This is a genomic window from Streptomyces albidicamelliae (assembly GCF_025642175.1).
Classification (GTDB): Bacteria; Actinomycetota; Actinomycetes; order Streptomycetales; family Streptomycetaceae; genus Streptomyces; species Streptomyces albidocamelliae.
Genome location: NZ_CP106795.1, coordinates 866,834 through 886,814, shown reverse-complemented (window position 1 = coordinate 886,814; position 19,981 = coordinate 866,834). Strand labels below are relative to the sequence as shown.

At 73.0% G+C, this 19,981-nt stretch carries 17 protein-coding genes and 1 pseudogene; 8 read left to right on the top strand and 10 right to left on the bottom strand.

Annotation, left to right across the window (positions count from 1 at the left end; translation table 11 throughout):
• The first annotated feature begins 26 nt into the window (after positions 1 to 26).
• The 3 genes and pseudogenes from N8I86_RS04295 to N8I86_RS04285 all read left to right on the top strand — a co-directional run bounded on the left by N8I86_RS04295 (position 27) and on the right by N8I86_RS04285 (position 3,350).
• Positions 27 to 766, top strand: a pseudogene (locus tag N8I86_RS04295) (L,D-transpeptidase family protein).
• Between the two features lie 20 nt (positions 767 to 786).
• Positions 787 to 1,491: a response regulator transcription factor gene (locus N8I86_RS04290; RefSeq protein WP_263277137.1), complete on the top strand. Its 705-nt coding sequence runs from the start codon at positions 787 to 789 to the stop codon at positions 1,489 to 1,491.
• Positions 1,488 to 3,350 (top strand): sensor histidine kinase, encoded by a 1,863-nt coding sequence (locus tag N8I86_RS04285; RefSeq protein WP_263277136.1) that lies wholly within the window; start codon positions 1,488 to 1,490, stop codon positions 3,348 to 3,350. Before N8I86_RS04290 ends, N8I86_RS04285 begins: the two co-directional genes overlap by 4 nt.
• An 81-nt stretch (positions 3,351 to 3,431) precedes the next feature.
• Here N8I86_RS04285 and N8I86_RS04280 read toward each other — a convergent pair whose 3' ends face one another.
• Both N8I86_RS04280 and N8I86_RS04275 read right to left on the bottom strand, forming a co-directional pair.
• The gene (locus tag N8I86_RS04280; RefSeq protein WP_073894359.1) at positions 3,432 to 3,683 is read right to left on the bottom strand and encodes a WhiB family transcriptional regulator; all 252 of its coding nucleotides are present in this window, start codon (positions 3,681 to 3,683) and stop codon (positions 3,432 to 3,434) included.
• A 328-nt stretch (positions 3,684 to 4,011) separates the two neighbouring features.
• Positions 4,012 to 4,899 (bottom strand): LysR family transcriptional regulator ArgP, encoded by an 888-nt coding sequence (locus N8I86_RS04275; protein ID WP_263277135.1) that lies wholly within the window; start codon positions 4,897 to 4,899, stop codon positions 4,012 to 4,014.
• A 66-nt stretch (positions 4,900 to 4,965) separates the two neighbouring features.
• Between N8I86_RS04275 and N8I86_RS04270 the strand changes: the two genes are divergently transcribed.
• Together N8I86_RS04270 and N8I86_RS04265 are read left to right on the top strand one after the other, a co-directional pair.
• Positions 4,966 to 5,580: a LysE/ArgO family amino acid transporter gene (locus tag N8I86_RS04270; RefSeq protein WP_073894356.1), complete on the top strand. Its 615-nt coding sequence runs from the start codon at positions 4,966 to 4,968 to the stop codon at positions 5,578 to 5,580.
• A gap of 83 nt (positions 5,581 to 5,663) precedes the next feature.
• A complete protein-coding gene (locus tag N8I86_RS04265) occupies positions 5,664 to 6,962 on the top strand; it encodes an MFS transporter (protein WP_263277134.1) in 1,299 nt (432 codons plus the stop codon).
• Positions 6,963 to 7,042: 80 nt separating this feature from the next.
• Here N8I86_RS04265 and N8I86_RS04260 read toward each other — a convergent pair whose 3' ends face one another.
• Both N8I86_RS04260 and N8I86_RS04255 read right to left on the bottom strand, forming a co-directional pair.
• A complete protein-coding gene (locus N8I86_RS04260; RefSeq protein WP_073894352.1) occupies positions 7,043 to 7,501 on the bottom strand; it encodes a cyclic nucleotide-binding domain-containing protein in 459 nt (152 codons plus the stop codon).
• Positions 7,502 to 7,770: 269 nt separating this feature from the next.
• Entirely contained in the window at positions 7,771 to 8,013 is a 243-nt protein-coding gene (locus tag N8I86_RS04255) for a hypothetical protein (RefSeq protein WP_073895281.1), read from the bottom strand.
• A gap of 125 nt (positions 8,014 to 8,138) precedes the next feature.
• Here N8I86_RS04255 and N8I86_RS04250 point away from each other — a divergent pair, with 125 nt between their 5' ends.
• A complete protein-coding gene (locus N8I86_RS04250) occupies positions 8,139 to 8,570 on the top strand; it encodes an ATP-binding protein (protein WP_263277133.1) in 432 nt (143 codons plus the stop codon).
• A 232-nt stretch (positions 8,571 to 8,802) separates the two neighbouring features.
• Positions 8,803 to 9,651, top strand: coding sequence for a SigB/SigF/SigG family RNA polymerase sigma factor (locus N8I86_RS04245; RefSeq protein WP_073894349.1), 849 nt, complete (start codon positions 8,803 to 8,805; stop codon positions 9,649 to 9,651).
• Positions 9,652 to 9,675: 24 nt separating this feature from the next.
• On the opposite strand, the gene N8I86_RS04240 is transcribed toward N8I86_RS04245, so the two are convergent.
• The 4 genes from N8I86_RS04240 to N8I86_RS04225 all read right to left on the bottom strand — a co-directional run bounded on the left by N8I86_RS04240 (position 9,676) and on the right by N8I86_RS04225 (position 16,197).
• Complete coding sequence (locus N8I86_RS04240) at positions 9,676 to 11,928, bottom strand: FUSC family protein (RefSeq protein WP_263277132.1); 2,253 nt, start codon at positions 11,926 to 11,928, stop codon at positions 9,676 to 9,678.
• 187 nt (positions 11,929 to 12,115) lie between these two features.
• Positions 12,116 to 13,492 carry an NAD(P)/FAD-dependent oxidoreductase gene (locus N8I86_RS04235; protein ID WP_073894346.1) on the bottom strand — a complete coding sequence of 459 codons (1,377 nt, stop codon included), beginning with the start codon at positions 13,490 to 13,492 and terminating at the stop codon, positions 12,116 to 12,118.
• Positions 13,493 to 13,712: 220 nt separating this feature from the next.
• Entirely contained in the window at positions 13,713 to 14,147 is a 435-nt protein-coding gene (locus tag N8I86_RS04230) for an ATP-binding protein (protein ID WP_123438961.1), read from the bottom strand.
• 151 nt (positions 14,148 to 14,298) lie between these two features.
• Positions 14,299 to 16,197 carry an AMP-dependent synthetase/ligase gene (locus tag N8I86_RS04225; protein ID WP_073894343.1) on the bottom strand — a complete coding sequence of 633 codons (1,899 nt, stop codon included), beginning with the start codon at positions 16,195 to 16,197 and terminating at the stop codon, positions 14,299 to 14,301.
• A 150-nt stretch (positions 16,198 to 16,347) separates the two neighbouring features.
• Between N8I86_RS04225 and N8I86_RS04220 the strand changes: the two genes are divergently transcribed.
• Positions 16,348 to 16,581, top strand: coding sequence for a DUF6480 family protein (locus N8I86_RS04220; RefSeq protein ID WP_073894342.1), 234 nt, complete (start codon positions 16,348 to 16,350; stop codon positions 16,579 to 16,581).
• Positions 16,582 to 16,590: 9 nt separating this feature from the next.
• Here the strand turns inward: N8I86_RS04220 and N8I86_RS04215 are convergent, their stop codons facing one another.
• Together N8I86_RS04215 and glgB are read right to left on the bottom strand one after the other, a co-directional pair.
• Positions 16,591 to 17,679: a glutamate--cysteine ligase 2 gene (locus N8I86_RS04215; RefSeq protein ID WP_073894339.1), complete on the bottom strand. Its 1,089-nt coding sequence runs from the start codon at positions 17,677 to 17,679 to the stop codon at positions 16,591 to 16,593.
• Between the two features lie 93 nt (positions 17,680 to 17,772).
• On the bottom strand, positions 17,773 to 19,977 hold the full coding sequence (glgB, locus tag N8I86_RS04210) for a 1,4-alpha-glucan branching enzyme (protein WP_263277131.1): 2,205 nt from the start codon (positions 19,975 to 19,977) through the stop codon (positions 17,773 to 17,775).
• Between the last annotated feature and the right edge of the window lie 4 nt (positions 19,978 to 19,981).

Sequence of the window (19,981 nt, the reverse complement as noted above, 5' to 3'; positions counted from 1 at the left end):
ACACAACTGTCGGCCAAGGTCGACTCGTGATCCAACGCAGAACCGCCGTCGCACTCCTCGCCTCCCCGCTGCTGCTCACCGGCTGCGGCGCCGGAGCCGAGGCGACCGAGCGCCGGACGCCGGGCGGGCGTCCGGCGCCCACGGCCACCCCGTCCCCGAGATCACGGCGGAGCGGGCCCCGCAGGGCATACCCGGCCTCGGCCCCGAGCGGTCGGCGGCGCTGCCGGACCGCTGCGAGCAGGCCGTCGTAGTCACCGGACGCGGCCGGAACTCCCCGCTGTGCACGGTCGTCCTGCACCAGCGCTCCGCCACCGGCTGGCAGGCGGGCCCCCGTTGGCCGGGCCACAACGCGCTGCGCGGCTGGAGCGCCCACCACCTCTCCGGCGACCTGCGCTCCCCGCTCGGCGTCTACACCCTCTCCGACGCCGGCGGCCTGCTCGCGGACCCCGGCAGCAGGCTGCCGTACCACCACTCCGGCGGATTCCACTCGCCCGGCACCGGATTCGAGGGCGAACCGCTCGACGGGTCCTTCGACTACGTCGTCGCCATCGACTACAACCGCAGGCGCGGCACCTCGCCCCTCGACTGGACCCGCCCCCTCGGCCCGGCCCGCGGCGGCGGCGTCTGGCTGCACGTCGACCACGGCGGGCCCACGCACGGCTGCGTCAGCGTCGCCAAGGCGCACATGAAGGAACTCCTGCGCACCCTCGACCCGCACCGGCACCCGGTCGTCGTCATGGGGCACGCCGACTGGCTCGCCGGCTGAGCGGCCTAGGATCCGAACTCGTGTGCGCACATGTACTGGTCGCCGAGGACGACGAGAAGCAGGCCGAACTGATCCGCCGCTCCCTGCTGGCCGAGGGACACACCGCCACGGTGGTGCACGACGGCGCGGCGGCGCTCGACGCCGTCCGCCGCCTCAGACCCGACCTGGTCGTCCTCGATCTGATGCTGCCGGTCGTCGACGGCTTCGCCGTCTGCCGGGTGCTGCGCGGCGGCGAGGACCCGGACGTCCCGGTGGTGATGCTCACCGCCCGCTCGGCGGAGGACGACGTGCTGCTCGGCCTCGAACTGGGCGCCGACGACTACATGACCAAGCCGTACAGCCCGCGCGAGCTGATGGCCCGCATCCGCACGGTCCTCAGGCGCGGCGGGCGGGGCGGCTCCACCCGCGACGAGGACCCCGTGGTCCAGGCCGCCGGGATCAGCGTCGACCCGGTACGGCACGAGGTGCGGCGCGACGGCGTAGCGGTGGAGTGCACACCGGCCGAGTTCCAGATCCTGCTGGCCATGGCCGGGGAACCGGACCGGGTGTTCACCCGGCGGCAGTTGCTGCAGTGCACGCGCGGCCTCGACCGGGCCTCCACCGAACGGGCCGTCGACGTGCACATCATGAACCTGCGCCGGAAGATCGAGGCCGACCCGCGCAGACCCTCCCGGCTGCTGACCGTGTTCGGCGTCGGCTACAAGCTGAGCGGCACCCGGCCGTGAGGCGCCGGGCACCGGACGGCCGGCGCGGACGCCGGATCCCGCTGCGCAAACGGCTCCTCGTACGCCTGCTGTTCGTCTCCGCCCTGATCGCGGTCTGCTCGGTGGCCGCCACCGCCTGGCTCGCGGTGACCACCACCACCAGCGCGCTGAAGGAGGAGCAGGGCCAGGACCTCGCCGCCGACAACAGCATCCTCGCGCAGCTCAGCGGGTACGCCGCCACCCACGCGGACTGGGCGGGCGTGCGGCACACCGTGCGGGACCTGGCCGCCAGGACCGGACGCCGGATCGCCCTCACCACCGCGGACCGGACCCTCGTCGCCGACTCCGCGCCGCGCGGCACCCCGCTGCCGCCCCGGCCCGCCGCCACCGTCGACCCGCTGCGCACCGACACCTACACCGAGTCCGGCGCCCAGCTCAGCGGCATCGACCCCCGGGTGGTGGGCCCCTACCGGCTGCCGGCGAAGGAACGCCGGAAGCTGGAGGCACTGGCCGCCCGGCGCGAGCGGTGCTTCGCACGCCACGGACTCCAGCCCACCGTCGAACGCATGACGAACGGGCGGCCGGTGGTCATCCTCGGCGACGGCACCCACCCGGCCGACTACGGCGCGACGGAGTGCGAGGACGGGGAGCTGAACATCCCCACCCCGACCGAGGAGAAGGCCCTCGGCACCCTCTCGGAGCTCGCCCGGCCCTGTCTGCGACAGGCCGGGCTGGACTTCGGCGGACGCCTCTTCCTCACCTTCGACCCCGGCGGGAAGGACCCCTACGGCGGCGGATACCTGCTCGCCAAGTACGCCGCCCTGAAGAAGGGCGAGGTCGCGAGGACGGCCCAGCACTGCATCCTGGCCGCCCGCCGCACCCAGCTGGAGCCGTACGTGGCCTCGGTGACCGAGCTGTTCCTCGGCATCGGCGACCAGACGCCCTCCCGGTTCGACATGTCCCCGGCCAACAAGGCCAAGGTGGTCGGCGCCGCCGGTCTGGTCCTCGCCGTGACCGTCGCCGTGACGGCCGTCGTCGCCGTACGGCTGGTACGGCCCCTGCGCGCACTGACCGAGGCCGCCGGAGCCCCGCCCGAACTGCACGTGCGGGTACCGGTCACCACCCGGGACGAGACCGGCATCCTCGCCGAGGCCTTCAACGACCTGACCGAGCGCCGCGCCCGCCTGGAAGCCCAGCGCAAGGCGATGGTCAGCGACATCGCGCACGAGTTGCGCAGCCCCCTCACCAACATCCGCGGGTGGCTGGAGGTCGTCCGCGACGGAGTCGTCGAGCCCGAACCCGCCCTGCTGGACTCGCTGCACGAGGAGGCGCTGGTCCTCCAGCGGATCATCGACGACCTGCAGGACCTCGCCGCGGCCGACGCCGGCACCCTGCGCCTGCACCGCGAACCGCTGCGCGCCGGGGACCTGTTCGACCAGGTCGCCGCCGTCCACCGGGTCGCCTTCGACGCGGCCGGGGTCACCCTGCGCACCGAGGCCGACCCCGCCGCCTGGCTGGACGCCGACCCGGTGCGGATGCGCCAGGCCCTCGGCAACCTGGTCTCCAACGCGCTGCGCCACACCCCTGCCGACGGCACCGTCGCACTGGCCGCGCGCCGGGACGGGGACGAGGTCGTCCTCACCGTCACCGACACCGGCCCCGGCATCGCCGCCGAGGATCTGCCGCACGTCTTCGAACGGTTCTGGCGGGCGGAGAAGTCCCGCAGCCGCCGCACCGGCGGCAGCGGCCTCGGCCTGCCTATCGTCCGTCACCTGGTGGCGGCCCACGGCGGTACGGCCGAGGCGGGGGGCGAACCCGGCGAGGGCGCGGTCCTCACCCTGCGGCTGCCGGCCACGAGGCCGCCGCGGGAGGAGTCCTGACAGGGGCTCGCCGGATCGGCACAACAGCGGAAGGGGGGCCCGGCACCCACGGGCGTGCCGACCCCCCACCGCGGTGCGGGTTCACCCGGAACGGGGCCGCGAGCGGGCGCGGCGGCGCAGCGCACGGCGTTCCAGCTCGGTCGTGCCGCCCCAGATGCCGATGCTCTGGCCCGTGTCCAGCGCCCAGTCCAGGCACTGCTCCCGGACGGGGCAGTGCCCGCACACCGCCTTCGCCTGCTGGGCCTGCACCTGAGCGGGTCCGGTGGTGCCGATGGGGAAGAACAGATCGGGGTCCTCGTAACGGCACGCGGCGTCGGTGCGCCAGTTCTCCATCGAAGTCTCCTGGATTCGCATCGAGGTGGTTCGTGGTCCGGTTGTGTGTACTCGGGTTCGGGTGACCGGTCGGGGCGGTGTGAAACGACGCGACCGGCAGGGAATCGGGCGCGGACCGCGATCCGGTCACCCGCGCACCTCACGACATCCGGGGGAGCCGGCCGCGATCGGCGGGCCGGGGAAGGGCCGGAGCGTCAAGGCTTCGGGGCCGCCGGAGCCGTTGCCCGGCGGGGCAACGGGGCAGCGATGCGGGGCGGATGCCGCCGTCCGGCCGCCGCGCGACCACCGTACTCCGCGGCGCGCCCGAGGGAGCCCGGTCGGACGGAGGTCAGCGTCGCAGCGCCCGCGCCGCCGTCTCCGCCACCGCGTCCGCGAGCGCCGCGAGCGCGGGGGAGTCGAGCCGCCACTGCTGCCAGTTCAGCGTGACGTCCACCCACTCCCGCGGATCGAGCAGGACCAGCCGCCCCTCGTCGAGCAGCGGGCCGGCCTGGGCCTCGGGGACCATGCCCCAGCCGAGTCCCGCGGCGACCGCGGCCACGAAGCCCTCGGAGGTGGGCACCAGATGCCGTGACGACCCCGCGGACACCCCGCCGAGCCGGCGTACGAAGCCGTCCTGGAAGTCGTCCTTGCGGTCGAAGGCCACGACGGGAGCCTCGGACAGGGCGTCCCGCAGCGGCCGGCCGTCGAGCCGGTCGCGGGTGAACTCCGGTGCCGCTACCGGCAGATAGCGCATCCGGCCGAGCGGCCGCACCGTGCAGCCGGGGACCGGCTCGGCCGACGAGGTCACCGCCGCCATCACCAGCCCCTCCCGCAGCAGGGCCGCCGTGTGGTCCTCGTCCTCCCGGTGCAGTTCGAAGCAGATCCCCGCGAGCCGGGGCAGCGCCGGCAGGAACCAGGTCGCCAGGGAGTCGGCGTTCACCGCGACGGACACCCGGGTCGGCTCCCCGGCGCCGCTCAGCCCCAGCTCGCCCCGGGCGTCCCGCTCCAGCCGGGCGAGCTGCCGGGCGAACCGCACCAGCACCGCGCCCGACTCCGTGGGGCGCACCGGTTTCGTGCGCTGGAGCAGGACCCGGCCGGTCCGCTGCTCCAGGGCCTTGACCCGCTGGCTGACGGCGGACGGCGTCACGTGCAGGGCCGCGGCCGCCGCGTCGAAGGTGCCCTCGTCGACCACGGCGAGCAGGGTCCGCACCTGCTCCAGGGGAAGCTCCGTCATCACACCGGCTAAGGATACGTAAAAATCTTTAGCTGTACTTGCCGAGTCGCGGTCCGTAGCGTCGGGCGCATGAGCAACGCCCTGACCGCCGCGGTCGCCGGATTCGGCACCGGCCTCTCCCTGATCGTCGCCATCGGCGCCCAGAACGCCTTCGTCCTGCGCCAGGGGGTGCGCCGTGACGCCGTCCTCGCCGTGGTCGGCATCTGCGCGCTGTCCGACGCGCTGCTCATCGCGCTCGGCGTCGGCGGTGTCGGGGCGGTCGTGGTGGCCTGGCCCGGGGCGCTCAAGGCGGTCGGCGTCGTCGGCGGTGTCTTCCTGCTCTGCTACGGCGCCCTCGCCGCCCGTCGGGTGCTCAGGCCCGGTACCGGGCTGCGGACCGATGGGGAGGCCGCCGGTTCCCGCCGGCGGGCGGTGCTCACCTGCCTCGCGATGACCTGGCTCAACCCGCACGTCTACCTGGACACCGTGTTCCTGCTCGGCTCCCTCGCCGCCGACCGGGGCCCGCTGCGCTGGACCTTCGGGCTCGGGGCCGCGGCCGCCAGCCTGTGCTGGTTCGCCGCGCTCGGTTTCGGGGCCCGGCTGCTCGGCCGGTTCCTGGCGCGGCCCGGAGCCTGGCGGGTGCTGGACGGCCTCGTCGCGGTGACCATGCTGGCGCTGGGAGCCATGCTCGTCCTCGGATCCTGAGACGACGGGGTCGATGTGCACGGAGGTTCCTGAGATGGTTAGGCTCGCGAAGAGAAAAGGTGTAACGAGCAACCAGGACATCAGTGGACACGAGCGAGAGCAGTACCGGCACCGACACCGGCGCGTCGGCGAGCGAGGCCCCGCCGGGGCGCGGCTGGCGCCGCTGGGCGATGGACACCCGCCCCCTGCGCATCCCCGCCTTCCGGCGCCTGTGGTCGTCGACGATCGTCACCGCCGTGGGCAGCCAGCTCACCGCCGTGGCCGTGCCCAAGCAGATCTACGACATCACGCACTCCTCGGCCTGGGTCGGCTACGCGAGCCTCGCGGGCCTCGTCCCCATGGTGGCGTTCGCGCTGTGGGGCGGAGCCGTCGCGGACGCCGTGGACCGCCGCAAGCTGCTGCTGGTCACCAACGGCGGTATCGCGGTGACCTCCCTGCTGTTCTGGGCGCAGGCCCTCACGGGGCTGGACTCGGTCGTCGTCCTGATGGTGCTCCTGGCCGTGCAGCAGGCGTTCTTCGGTCTCAACTCCCCGGCCCGCAGCGCCTCTGTCGCCCGTCTCGTCCCGCCGGCGCACCTGCCCGCCGCCAACGCCCTCGGCTCCACGGTGATGCAGACCGGTCTGGTGGCGGGCCCGCTGCTGGCCGGCGCCCTCATACCCGTCATCGGGCTGCCCGAGCTGTACCTGATCGACGCCCTGGCGCTCTGCGCGACGCTGTGGGCCGTGTACCGGCTGCCCGCGCTGCCGCCGCTCGGCGGTCCCGCCGCGCGCCGGGCCGGGCTGCGCGAGATCGGGGAGGGGTTCCGCTACCTCCTCCTGCGCAAGGTGCTGCTGCTCTCCTTCCTCGCCGACATCGTCGCCATGGTCTTCGGCATGCCCAGGGCGCTGTTCCCGGAGCTCGCCGCGCAGACGTACGGCTCCTACGGCGAAGGTCTGGCGCTCGGTGTGCTGTTCGCGGGCATCCCGGTGGGCGCGGTGCTCGGCGGTCTGTTCTCGGGGGTGTTCTCGCGGGCCCGCCGCCACGGCTGGATGGTCATCGGGGCGGTGGTCGGCTGGGGCGTGGCCATCGCCGGGTTCGGTCTGAGCGGCGATCTGTGGCTCGCCCTGGCCTTCCTCGCCGCCGCGGGTGTCGCCGACATGGTCTCGATGGTGTTCCGCGGGGCGATCCTGCTGTCCGCCGCGACCGACGAGATGCGCGGCCGGATGCAGGGCGTGTTCACGGTCGTCGTCGCGGGCGGTCCGCGCCTGGCCGACGTGCTGCACGGCACCGCGGGTTCCGTCTTCGGCCCCCGCGCCGCCGTGGCGGGCGGCGGCGCCCTGGTCGTCGCCGCCATGCTGGCGCTGGCCTTCGCCATGCCCGCACTGCGCCGCTACCGGATCTGACGGGGCGGAACCGGCGAGAACCCCGGAAGTCCCGGGGCGGCCGGTCCCGCGGATGTCACCAGGAGGACGGCGGACCCCGCTCAGAGGGGTCCGCTGCGGCGGCGTGAGGTGTACTGGTCCATCAGCTTGCCGCGGGTGGTCTCCAGGCGGTGGGCGAGGATCTCGGCCACCGTGCGCACCACGGAGAGGCCGAGCAGCGGGTCCTCCACGCACAGCGCCAGCACCGAGGGGCCGTCGAACTCGTAGGCCCGCACGTTGCTGAAGGCGACCGCGCCGAAGTCCCACTCGTACGGCGGGAACAGCCAGGACCAGCCGAGCATGTCGCCGGCGCCGAGCGAGGCCACCGTCACCCGCTGCCGGGAGGTGACCTGCTGGTCCAGGTGGACCGCGCCCGAGCGGATCACCCAGAACCGGTCGGCCGTACCGCCCGCCTCGAAGATGCGGCTGTCCTCCGCGAAGGACACCTCCTTGGCCAGCTCCATCAGGCGCTCGCGCTGGGGCTGGGGCAGGGCCGTGAGCAGTTTGATCGCTTTGGTCATGGCGCGGGGCTCCTCGCCGGCGGCGGATGGGGTGCGGTCCTCAAGCCCATTTCAGCCGCTGCGGCCGCCCCGGGCACCTCGAAGGACGCCCGCCCCGGTCCGTCCGCCCCGCCGTGGACAGCAGAAAGCCCTGGCTGGACGGGGGAGACCAGCCAGGGCCGTATGCGGTGACGCGCGAGGAGGGAGGAAGGACGGTTCCGGTCCGCTCCGGCATCACGTATGTATGAACGATAAACCATCTGGCGTACTTTCCGGTAATCGGACACGCCTCATGTGACCTGCCTCACCCCATCCATCGTCGGCGGGGCCGCTCCCGGGTTCACGATCTCCGCCAGAACCAGCTGCACCGCCTCGTACGCCCGGGCCCGGTCCGCCGCCTCCCGGGCGCCGTCCGGATCGGTGGCCGTCAGGCTCTGCGCGCGCTCCCGCCAGGCACGTTCCTCATCGGCGGCACGCTCGCGGCCTCGCTGGATACGCCGCAACAATTCGTCCGCGTCCACGACATCGGTCATGACCACCGCCTACCCGGCCCGGCCCGGGTGATGACAACCGCACCGACCGTGTTTGACCGCGCCCGCAGAGGTCAGCCGACAGGGGAGGGACCACGCCATTCACGGGAGCGTCCGAGGAGGAAGGGATGCGCGACAACCACCGGGCCGGCTCCATCACCGTACCCAGGGAACCGCGGCCGCTGCCGTGCCGGCCGGCGGACGCCCGCAGCACGGTACGGCGGGCGGTCACCGAAGGGTGCCGGGCCCGGTCCGTGCGATGCGCCCCGGAGGCCATGGAGGACGCCCTGCTGGTCACCTCGGAGCTCGCCACCAACGCCATCCTGCACGGCGGCGGCATCACCGGTTTCGACGTGGACGTCGACTCGCACGGCGTACGGGTCTCGGTGAGCGACGGCAGCGACGAGGTCCCCGTGGCGCTCGCGACCGCCGACGAGCACAGCCGGTCCCTGCCGCACGGCCGCGGCTGGCCCATCGTCTGCCGGCTGGCCAGGGACATCAGGGTGGCCGAGCTGCCCTTCGGCGGCAAGCGCATCACCGCCGTCGTACCGCTCGGCTGAAGCGGTCGGCGAAGTTCCGCTCACCGGCGTTTGCCGCCAGGGCCGGGGGGCAGACGGAATCTCGTGCTTCGGACCGGAGGCGCGCGCCCAGCGGGAGCAGTACGACCGCCTGGGCCCCCTACCGGCGGGCCAGGTGGTTGTCACCCGGGGCGAACCCTGACACCACCGTTCGGGCCGAGACCCGGAACTCGTGTTCCGTCCGTGCCCTGAAACCCGTTCAGGAGCGATCCGCATGCTGACCGACCTGTCGACGAGCCTTTCCGGCACGCCCGCCACCACCGCCGCGGCCCCCGCCCGGCGGAGCCACGACGACGCCCCCGACACCGCGGAGCTGTTCGCCCGGCTCGCGGAGCTGGAGGAGGGCCCCGAGCGGGACGCGGCGCGCGACGAACTCGTCACCGCCTGGCTCCCCATGGCCCACCGGATCGCCGGCCGCTTCCGCGACCGCGGCGAGTCCGTCGAGGACCTGCGCCAGGTGGCGGCGCTCGGGCTGGTGAAGGCGATCGATCGGTTCGACCCGTCCCGGGGAGCCTTCGAGAGTTACGCCGTGCCGACCATCACCGGAGAGGTCAAGCGGCACTTCCGCGACCGGATGTGGGCCCTGCGGGTGCCGCGCCGCGTACAGGAGCTGCGCAACCGGGTGCGCGTCGCCCGCCGGGAACTGACGCAGCACCCGGGCAGCCCCGAACCCACGACCGCCGCCGTCGCCGCGCACACCGGACTCACGGAGGAGGAGGTGGCCGCGGGCATGGAGGCGCTGGAGAGCTTCAGCACCCTCTCCCTGGACGCCGAACTCTCCTCGGGGGACGACGGCTACAGCCTCGCCGACACCCTGGGCGCGTCCGACACCTCCTTCGACGTCGTGGTCGACCGCGAGGCCGCCAAGGAGGGGCTGCGCCGGCTGCCCGAACGCGAGCGGGCGATCCTCTACATGCGCTTCTTCGAGGACATGACGCAGAGCCGGATCGCCGACCAGCTGGGCATCTCCCAGATGCACGTCTCCCGGCTCATCAGCCGCAGCTGCGCACGCGTCCGCGACGAGGCGATGGGCCGCCGCGGGGGCGGCGACGGACCCGCATGAAGCCCGTCGCCCGCCGTCGCGGTGTCACGTCGCCGGCTGCGCCGCCGTGCTGACGCCCAGCGGCCTGCCCAGACCGGACACCGCCTCGTCCAGCCGCTGCAGATGGCGCAGCACCCGGTCGGTCACCCGCCCGTAGCGAGGGGTGCGCAGGGTTCCCGGCTCCAGCATCGACGCGATGCTGGGGCCGGTCCGCGTCCGGGCCCCGGACCGCGGATCCGCCACGTGTCCGGCGATCGCCTCGATGTTGTGCATGATCCGCCCGCAGGCCTGGCGCAGCCGGGGGTCAGCCGCGATCGTCGGATGCGTCGGCAGCAGCTCCGCCGTGGCCGCGAGCGAACGCGCGTGGTAGGCGCACGTCTCCAGCAGGGCCACCACGTACCGTGCGGTGGCCCGGCGGGCACGCATCGGCGTGATCGGATGCGTCAGCGGCTGAGTGGCCGCGCGCAGGTCCGCCAGCGCCTGGTCCAGCTCCCTGGCCCGCTCCACCAGATCGGCGCCGGTGCCGCCGCTCAACTGTTCCACGGCGCCCCGGGTGACGTCGCCGAGCCGCTCCAGAACCGTCACGAGGAGCTCGTTGGTCCGGCGGTCGGTGTGGATCGGCAGCACCAGGGCCGCCGCGAACACCCCGCAGGCCGCGCCCAGCGCCGTCTCCTCCACCCGTAGCACCAGCACCGCCGTGGTGTACGTGTTCAGCAGGGTGTACAGCAGTCCCAGCATCGCCGTGACGAAGAACGACATCAGCGTGTACGACAACGGTGCGGTGTAGAACATCGCGAAGACGAACAGCAGTACCAGCCCGAACGCCGTCCAGGTGTGGTGCCCCACCAGCCCGGCCAGCAGGATGCCGGCCACCACGCCGAGCATCGTGCCCAGCAGCCGCCGGTAGCCCTTCACCAGGATCTCCCCGGTGGAGGCGGTGTTGATGAACACGATCCAGCAGGTCAGCACGGCCCAGTACCAGCGCTGGCTGGACAGCAGTTCACCGCCCGCGATGGCCAGGGCCGAACCGATCGCCACCTGCACGGCGGCCCGGGTGGTGGGCCGGCCGAGCCCGGCCGGCTCCGGCTCCTTCGGCTCCTCCTCCTCGCTGCTCTCGATCGCGGCGTCCTCGGCCTCCAGCTCCTCCCGGGAGCGGGCCGTCGCCGGCGTGTCGTCCGACTCGTCCTGCGGCCCCTCCAGCGCCGTCCGCAGGCCGAGCACGGCACGCGCCGCCTCACCGAGGCCCCGGAAGACGTCCTGCACGGCCGGGGCGGCCTTCGGCAGGTTCTCCTCCTCGCGATAGCCCAGCAGCCGGTTGCGCACCTGCGCCAGCGCCGTCCCCGACGCCTCGCCCAGCGGCCGCAGCACCAGCAGCCGCAGCGCCTCCAGGTCCCGGCGCAGCACGGCGGTCGCCTCGTCCCGTACCGGCAGCTCACCGCCCGTCGGCAGGGGAGCGCCGGGCAGGTGCAGGGTCAGGGTGTTTGTCCGCTCGGCACTGCGCGCGGTGAGCAGCAGCAGCCCCATCCGCTCGGCGGCGATCTCCGCGTCCGCGATCCGGCGCTGCAGCAGCCGTGCCGTCGCCTCGTCGGCGGTGCCGTCCTCCAGCCGGCCCTGGATCATCAGCGCCGTCTCGTGCAGCCGGGCCGTGCGGGTGCGCAGGTCCTCCAGGACCTTCTCCACGTCGCCGGGTCCCGCGTCCAGCAGCTCGACCTGACTGGCGATCAGCTGGCCGAGCCGGGCGCGGAAGGCGCGCCGCAGCCGGTCCAGGGTGCCCGTCGGGGTCTCCGGCAGCAGGACGAAGCGGACGACGGCACTGCACACGAACGCCACCGTGAGCACGCCGTAGAGCGCGGGCAGCGTGGCCGGGGCGGCACCCACGAACAGGGAGAGGAAGTAGACCTGGAAGCCGATCAGACCCAGCGCCGTACCGCGGTCGCCGAAACGGCGGCTGTAGACGGCGCAGAAGATGAGGGCGACGAAGAACAGGTCGCCCGCGACGACCCGTTGGCTCAGCAGCGCGCCGAGCGACACCGAGGCGAGCGCCACGGGCAGGCCGAGCGCGAGGGTGACCGCCTGGCCCGAGCGCTGCTTCTCCCGGATGGCGAAGGTCGAGACCATCGCCGCGATCGCGCCCGCGACCAACTGGGCCGTCGGCACCCGCAGCAGCCCGAGCACGGCCAGTGTGAGGGCGATGGCGGCGACCGTGCGCAGCCCCGCGGTGAGTCTGAGCAGCCCCGGATCGGACGCGGCGAGCCGGTCCCATGTACGTGCCCACCCGGACCGAACCGCTTGCCTCACGCCGCCGTGCTCTTTCCCGTGCCGAAGATCGAACCACGACCCAGCATGTCACGAACGCCCGGCCCGCCCGCCGTCGGCCGGGGTCACGGCGGGCGGCGCGTTACCGTGATCCGTGGGACGACGGCACGGCAGAGGACCGCCGACCCGGTGGAAGGGGTCGGCGGCCTCGGAACCGGTCAGCGCCGGCTCACGACTGCTCGAGCTCCTTGCCCTCCACGCGTGCCCGCACCTGCTCCGGCGTGAGGTACGAGTCGGTGAACTCGAAGTCCTTCAGCCGGGCCGGCTTGCGGGCCTGGAAGCCGGTGCGGACGAAATCGTCACCCGCCACGGCGTTCAGCAGCCAGTTGGTCATCACGCGGGCCTTGGCGACATTGGTGCGCAGCGCCGCCCAGTGGTAGCCGCGGGCCACCACCTGGGCGGGCAGACCCCGCAGTTCGATGCCGAGCGGCTTGGACACCGCGTCCTTGCCGCCGAGGTCGACGACGAGGCCCAGGTCCTTGTGCACGTAGGGCGCCATCGGCTGGTTGCGCAGGGTCGCGATGACGTTGTCGGCGACCTTCCGGCCCTGCCGCATGGCGTGCTGCGCGGTGGGCGGGCAGACCGCGCCCGGCACACCCTTGGCCTCGTCGGGCACGGCGGCCGCGTCCCCGAGCGCGAACACCCCGTCGTAACCCGGCAGGCACATCTCGGCGGTCACCGCCAGCCGGCCCTTGATCGTCTCAGCGCCGAGCGTGGCGATCAGCGGGCTCGCGACCACGCCCGCCGTCCAGATGAGCGTGTGCGTCGGCACCACCCGGCCGTCGGTGAACGTGACCTCCTCGGCGGCCGCCTTGTCGATCGACACGCCGAGCGAGATGTCGATGCCGCGCCGCCCGAGGATCTCCTGCGCGCTGCGGCCGAGCTTGTCGCCCAGCTCCGGCATGAGCTTGGGCGCGATGTCGATCAGGTGCCACTTGATCAGGCCGGGATCCAGCCGCGGGTAGCGCTGCACGGCGGCGTGCGTCAGCCGTTGCAGACAGGCCGCGGTCTCCGTGCCGGCGTAGCCGCCGCCGACGACCACGAACTGCAGGCGGGCCGCCCGCTCGGCCGGGTCGTCGCTGGCGTCGGCGAGGTCGAGCTGCGAGATGACGTGGTCACGGACGTACGCGGCCTCGGCGAGGGTCTTCATCCCGAAGGCGTGCTCGGTCAGCCCGGGGATGTCGAAGGTGCGGGTCACACTGCCCGGCGCCAGCACGATGTAGTCGTACGGCTCGTTGACGATCTTGTCGGTGATCGTGCGGATGACGCACACCTTGGCCTTCAGGTCCACACCGATGGCGCCGCCCGGGATGATCCGGGTGCGGTACTTCTTGCTGCGGCGCAACGAGAGGGCGATCGACTGCGGTGTCAGCACGCCGGAGGCGACCTGGGGCAGCAGCGGCAGATAGAGCTGGTAGGCGTAGGGCGTCACCAGGGTGACGTCGGCCTCGTCCGGGGACAGCTTCCGCTCCAGGCGGCGGACGCAGTCGACTCCGGCGAAGCCTGCGCCAACCACCAGGATCCTGGGTCGTGTCACGGTGTTCATCCCTTTCTGCGGCTCCAGGCGGTCCGACTTGACGCCGTTCGCGTGCCCCGGATCGCTGCGCACCAACGTCGATCCCACCGTGACCCCGGCCGTTTTGCCAGCGGGGCGCGGCAAGCAGACGAACGCGTGGGCACCAGCATGCCCCCACTCGGCACGGAGTAACCGGTTGTCGCACGGATACACGTCGCACACGCGTCGGATCCGCCGGGGCGCCGCGCCGTCACCAGGGCAGGAAGACGTGAATGTCCTTGCCGTGGTCGTGCACGACGACGCTGACCTGGGTGCACAGCGTGTGCACCAGATGCCAGCCGATGCCGCCGCCGCCCGTGCGGGGGTGGAAGGGGCGCGGCTCCGGCTTGGTCGTGCTCGTGTCGCGCATCGTGACGTGCACCCCGTCGAAGGTGCGGCGCATCCGCAGGGCGAACGGCCCGGGCGCGTACTGGATCACGTTGGCGGCCAGCTCGGTGACGACCAGCAGGATGTCGTCCCAGTACTCGTGCGCGCCCGGCGGGGCGTTGCCGGCCAGGACGCAGAGGAAGTCCTCCGCGGCGCACCGCGCCTCCGTGACGTTGCGCAGCTCACCCTCGAAGGAGAACGTACGCTCGTACGTCTCCTCCGCGGGCGGTGTGTCGTCCCAACGCGGCTCCGTCGCCATCTCGCATTCTCCGGTCCCGGCGGCAAGGGCTTTCGGACCCTTCCGACCAGGACGGTCGTCGTCGCTGATCTCTCCTCGTGGGTGGCGGGTTCCCACAGCGGCACAGGCTATCCGTTCACCCCTGCACGGTGTTCGACGGGACCGCACCCCATCAGCGGAAGACGTCGTCCGGCTCGTCCCAGTCGGCCTGCTCCCGCGGCCCCCTGCGGGCCTGTGACCGGGCCTCGTACATCGCCTCGATCTCCGCCGCGCAGTACCGCACGATCGCGTCCCGGCGCAGTTTCATCGACGGGGTGAGCAGTCCGTTGTCCGGGGCGAACGGTTCCGGCAGAACCCGGTAGACCCGGATGGACTCCGCCCGGGACACCGCGCTGTTCGCCGAGGCCACGGCCCGCGCGAGCTCCTCCCGCAGCGCGTTCTCCTCCCGCGCCTCGCGGCCCGGCAGATCCCCCGGCAACGCCAGCACGGCCCGCCAGTGCGCCAGGAACTCCGGGTCCAGGGTGATCAGCGCGCCCACACAGGGCCGGTCGTCGCCGATCACCACCGCCTGGTGGACCAGTGGATGCATGCGCAACCGCTGCTCCAGCGGGGCCGGGGCCACGCTCTTTCCGCCGCTGGTGACGATGATGTCCTTCTTGCGCCCGGTGATCGTCAGATAGCCCTCGGAGTCCAGCCGCCCGATGTCACCGGTGGCAAGCCAGCCACCGCGCAGCGCGAAACGGGTGGCCCCCTCGTCGCTGACGTAGCCCTGGAACACCGACGGCCCGCGCACCAGGATCTCCCCGTCGTCGGCCACGTGGACGTCGGTGCCCGGCAGCGGCCGGCCCACGGTCCCCGACTTCTCCCGGCCCAGCGGCTGCATGGTGATCCCGCCGGAGGACTCGGTGAGTCCGTAGCCGTCGTGGACGTACACGCCGATGCCCTCGTAGAACAGGGACAGTTCGCGGCTGAGGGAGGAGCCCCCGGAGGTGCCGCGCAGTACCCGGCCGCCGAGGGCCGCGCGCAGCCTGCGGTACACCGTCCGCTCGTACAGGGCGTGTTGCAGCCGCAGATCGAACCCGGGACCGGCGCCGCCGCCCAGCCGACGGCGTTCCTCGGCCGCGGCGAAGTCCCGCGCCGTCTGCGCGGCCCGCTCGAACAGGGCGCCCCGGCCAGCCTGTCCGGCGGCGCGCAGGAAGTTCTTGTACAGCTTCTCGAACACCGACGGCACCCCGTACAGGTACGTCGGCCGGAACGTGGTCAGCGCCGACGACAGGGCCGCCTCGGTCATCTCCGGCTCGTGCGCCATCAGGACCCCGCCGCGCACACACGTCAGCATGATCATGATGCCGTAGACGTGGGAGAACGGCAGGAAGGCCAGCACCGACGGCTGTTCGCCCGGCGGGGCCGCGGTGTGCAGCCACCCGGCCAGCAGGACGTCACAGGGGTAGGCGAGCCCGCGGTGGCTCAGCGCGCAGCCCAGCGGGCGTCCCGAGGTGCCGGAGGTGTACACGATGGCCGCCGTGGAGTCCGGCAGCACGATCCGGCGCAGCGACTCCACGGTCGTGTACGGCACGACCGCGCCCCGCTCGGTGAGTTCCCGCAGCGCGCCCGCGTCGAGCTGCCAGACGTGCCGCAGCCGCGGCAGCCGGGTGCACACGGACCCCACCGTCATCACGCCCTGCTCGTCCTCGACGACCACGGCCACGCAGCCGGCGTCCCGCAGGATCCACTCGACCTGCTCCCGCGCCGACGTCGGATGGATCGGCACGACCTCGGCGCCGACGGCCCACAGCGCGTGGCAGAGCACCGTCCACTCGTAGCGGGTACGGGCCATCAGGGCCACCCGGTGCCCGGGCGAGATCCCGGCGGCCACCAGCCCCTTGGCCAGGTCGGTCACCTCGTCCCGCACCTCGACCGCCGTCACCTCCTCCCACACGGTGGCCGCGGGGTCCGCGCGGCGCGCGAGGAGGGGCAGGGTCGGATCGCGGTCCGCGAGGTCGAAGACGCCGTCGGCGAGGCCGCCGGTGATCGGCGAGGTGACGTCTGGAGCGAGGGCGACGTCCCGCATGCGCTGCTCCCGGGTGTACGGAGGGTCACGCCGCCGAACGGCTCGGTGTCGGCGGTGCTCGAATGTAGCCCAGGTGACCGCGTTCGGTGACGGGAACGCCGAAGTCGTGATCGGCTGATGATGTGGGCGTGTCCTGGGGACTCGGCAGGCATGAGCCATGTGAACCCCGATCCGGAACCCGAACGCACCACGGGGCTGGAGCCCGGAGGAGGCGTCCCGCCGGGCGAGACCCCACCCGCGGAGAGCAGCATGCCCGAGGCCGGGCCCAGGGAGCCGCAGGCGCGGAGCCGGGGCTGGGCCAAGGTGCCGATGACGCTGATCCTCGTCCTCGTCGCCCTGATCGCGGCCTTCTTCCTGGTGTACGCCCTGGTGCTGATCCTGTGAACGCGCCGTTCAGGCCTGGGTGAGCCGTACGCACCCGGTGACGACGTCCCGCAGGCTGTCGGTGCGCGCCAGCAGCCGGCGCTGCTCACGGGCGCCGTTGCCGTTGCGCAGCAGGTCCCGGACGGCCCCGTCGGCGCGGTCCGCGTCGCCGCTGCCTGCGAGCGCGTCCCCGCAGTGCTCCAGCAGGGAGCGCACGACCTGCTCGGCGGGCTTCGGCAGCAGCGTCACCGGATCCAGCAGGTCGCCCTCCAGACCGAACCGGGCGGCGTACCAGTCCGCCAGCCTGAGCAGACTCACGCTGGGGTCCGGCGCCGGCCGCCCCGCCCGCCAGTCACGCGCGGCGGTCTCCACCAGGGCGCGACTGAGGGTGGCGATCAGCACGGCGGTGTTCGCGCACAGGCACACGTCGGCCACCCGGATCTCCACCGTGGGGTAGTGGGCCGACAGCCGGGCGTCGAAGTAGACCATGCCCTCGTCCAGGATGGCCCCCGTGGCGACCATGTCGGCCACCCGCCGGTGATAGCGCTCGGCCGTCTCGAACGGCTCCGTGGGACCGGCCGACGGCCAGCGGTTCCACACCCGGCTGCGGTAGCTGCCGTAGCCGGTGTCCTGGCCCTGCCAGAACGGGGAGTTGGCGCTGATCGCGCGGAGCACCGCCAGCCACGGGCGGATCCGGTCCAGGACCGCGACGCCCTCCTCGTCGGACTCCACCGACACATGGACGTGGCAGCCGCACACGAGCTGCTCCCACGTGGGTATTCCGTACCGCTCGGCCAGCCACCGGTACCGCTCGTTCATGCTGAGGGAGGGGCTGACGGGCAGGGGGGACGAGGCCAGCGCGGCGACCGCGCACCCGATCTCGCCCGCGTGCCGGGCCGCCTCCTTGCGGCAGCGGACGATCTCTTCGCCCAGGTCCGCCATGTCCGCCTGCGGATGCGTGGCGAACTCCAGCATCTGCCCGAACAGCTCCTTCTCGAAGACGTCCTGGCCAGGATCGTCCTGGGCCGCCCGGGCGAGGACGGGCGCGGCAAGCGCCCTCGGATCGCCGGTGTCCGGATCGACCAGGAGGAGTTCCTCCTCCACTCCGACGGTGCGCACGTGGTGCCGCCCTTCTGCCAGTGCCACGAGGGGCAGTCGCGGGTCGTTACGACCCCCGAATGCCCCTGGCGCGGCAGCCGACACCTGTGGCCGTCAGTGCTCCGGTGCCAGCCATACGGTCGCGAGCGGCGGGAGAGTGAGCTCCAGGAACCCGTCCTCGGGCTTGAGCGGTCCGACGGAACCGACCCCGCCGCCGCCGTAACGGACGTCGTCCGTGTTCAGCTCCTCCTGCCAGGCGGGCACCTCGTCGGGCACCCACACCCGGTAGCCGTGCCGGGGGACGGGGGAGAAGTTCGACACCGCCAGCAGCGGGCACCCCTCACGGTCGTAGCGCAGGAACGCGAACACGTTGTCGTCCGCGGCGTCGCACAGCACCCAGCGGAAGCCGGCCGGGTCGGTGTCCCGCTGCCACAGCGCGGGCGTCGCCCGGTACCGCTCGTTCAGGTCCCGCACCAGCTGCTGGACGCCGCGGTGGTCGCCGGCCGAGTGGTAGCCGTCGTCGAGCAGCCACCACTCGGGGCCGTGCGCTTCCGACCACTCCGCTCCCTGGGCGAACTCCTGCCCCATGAAGAGCAGCTGCTTGCCCGGGTGCGCCCACATGAAGCCGAGGTAGGCGCGGTGGTTGGCGCGCCGCTGCCACCAGTCGCCCGGCATCTTCGACACCAGGGCCTGCTTGCCGTGGACGACCTCGTCGTGGGAGATCGGCAGGACGTAGTTCTCGCTGTAGGCGTACACCATCGAGAACGTCATCTCGTTGTGGTGGTACTTGCGGTGCACCGGCTCCTTCTGGACGTACTCCAGGGAGTCGTGCATCCAGCCCATGTTCCACTTCAGCCCGAAGCCGAGCCCGCCGCCGTCCGTCGGCCGGGTCACGCCGTCCCAGGCGGTGGACTCCTCGGCGATGGTCACCACACCCGGGCAGCGCCGGTACACCGTGGCGTTCATCTCCTGGAGGAACGCCACCGCGTCGAGGTCCTCCCGCCCGCCGAAGACGTTGGGCTCCCACTGGCCGGAGTCCCGCGAGTAGTCGAGGTAGAGCATCGAGGCGACCGCGTCCACGCGCAGCCCGTCGATGTGGAACTCCTCGCACCAGTACACCGCGTTGGCGACGAGGAAGTTGCGCACCTCGGTCCGCCCGTAGTCGAACTCGTAGGTGCCCCAGTCGGGATGCTCGGCCCGCCGCCAGTCCCCGGGTTCGTACAGCGGGTCGCCGTCGAACCGGCCCAGCGCCCAGTCGTCCTTCGGGAAGTGCGCGGGCACCCAGTCCATGATCACGCCGACGCCGGCCCGGTGGAGCGCGTCCACCAGGTACCGGAAGTCGTCCGCGGAGCCCAGCCGGGGCGTCGGCGCGTAGTACGAGGTGACCTGGTAGCCCCAGGAGCCGCTGAACGGATGCCCGGCGACCGGCATCAGCTCGACGTGCGTGAAGCCCATCGCCCGGACGTAGGCGGGCAGTTCGTCCGCGAGCTGACGGTACGACAACCCCGGCCGCCAGGACGGCAGATGCACCTCGTACACCGAGAACGGCGCCTCGTGCACGGGCGTGTCCCCGCGGTGCGCCATCCACTCCGCGTCACCCCACTCGTAGCGCGAGCCGGCCGTCACGACCGACGCCGTGTCCGGCGGCACCTCCGTGCCCCGCGCCAAAGGGTCCGCCTTGAGGAAGCGGTGACCGTACCGGGAGGTGATCTCGAACTTGTACCGGGCGCCCTCGCCGATCCCCGGCAGGAACAGCTCCCACACCCCGGACGCGCCGAGCGAGCGCATCGGGTACTGCGTGCCGTCCCAGTACGTGAACTCCCCGGCCACCCGCACGCCCTGGGCGTTGGGCGCCCACACGGTGAAGCGGGTGCCCGCCACGCCCTGGTGGGTCATCGGCTCGGCGCCGAGCGCCCGCCACAGCTGCTCGTGCCGGCCCTCGCGGATCAGGTGCAGGTCCAGCTCGCCGAGGGCGGGCAGGAAGCGGTACGGGTCGTGCACCTCCTGCTCCGCGTCGTCGTACGCCACCAGCAGGGTGTACGACGGGACCTCCGGGTGCGGGAGCACGGCCGCGAACAGCCCGTCGCCCTCCGACTCCAGCGGAGTGCCCCTGCCGTCGACCACGACGCTCACCGCGCGGGCGTTCGGGCGCAGGGTGCGGAACAGGGTGCCGCCCGGGACCGGGTGGGCGCCCAGCAGGGCGTGCGGATCGTGGTGCGCACCGCCCAGCAGGCGGCCCCGGTCGGCGGGGTCCAGCGGGGCGGCCGGGGCCGCCTTGGGGCCGGCGGCCTCGGGCCGTGTGGTGTCGCGCAGTGCCATGACC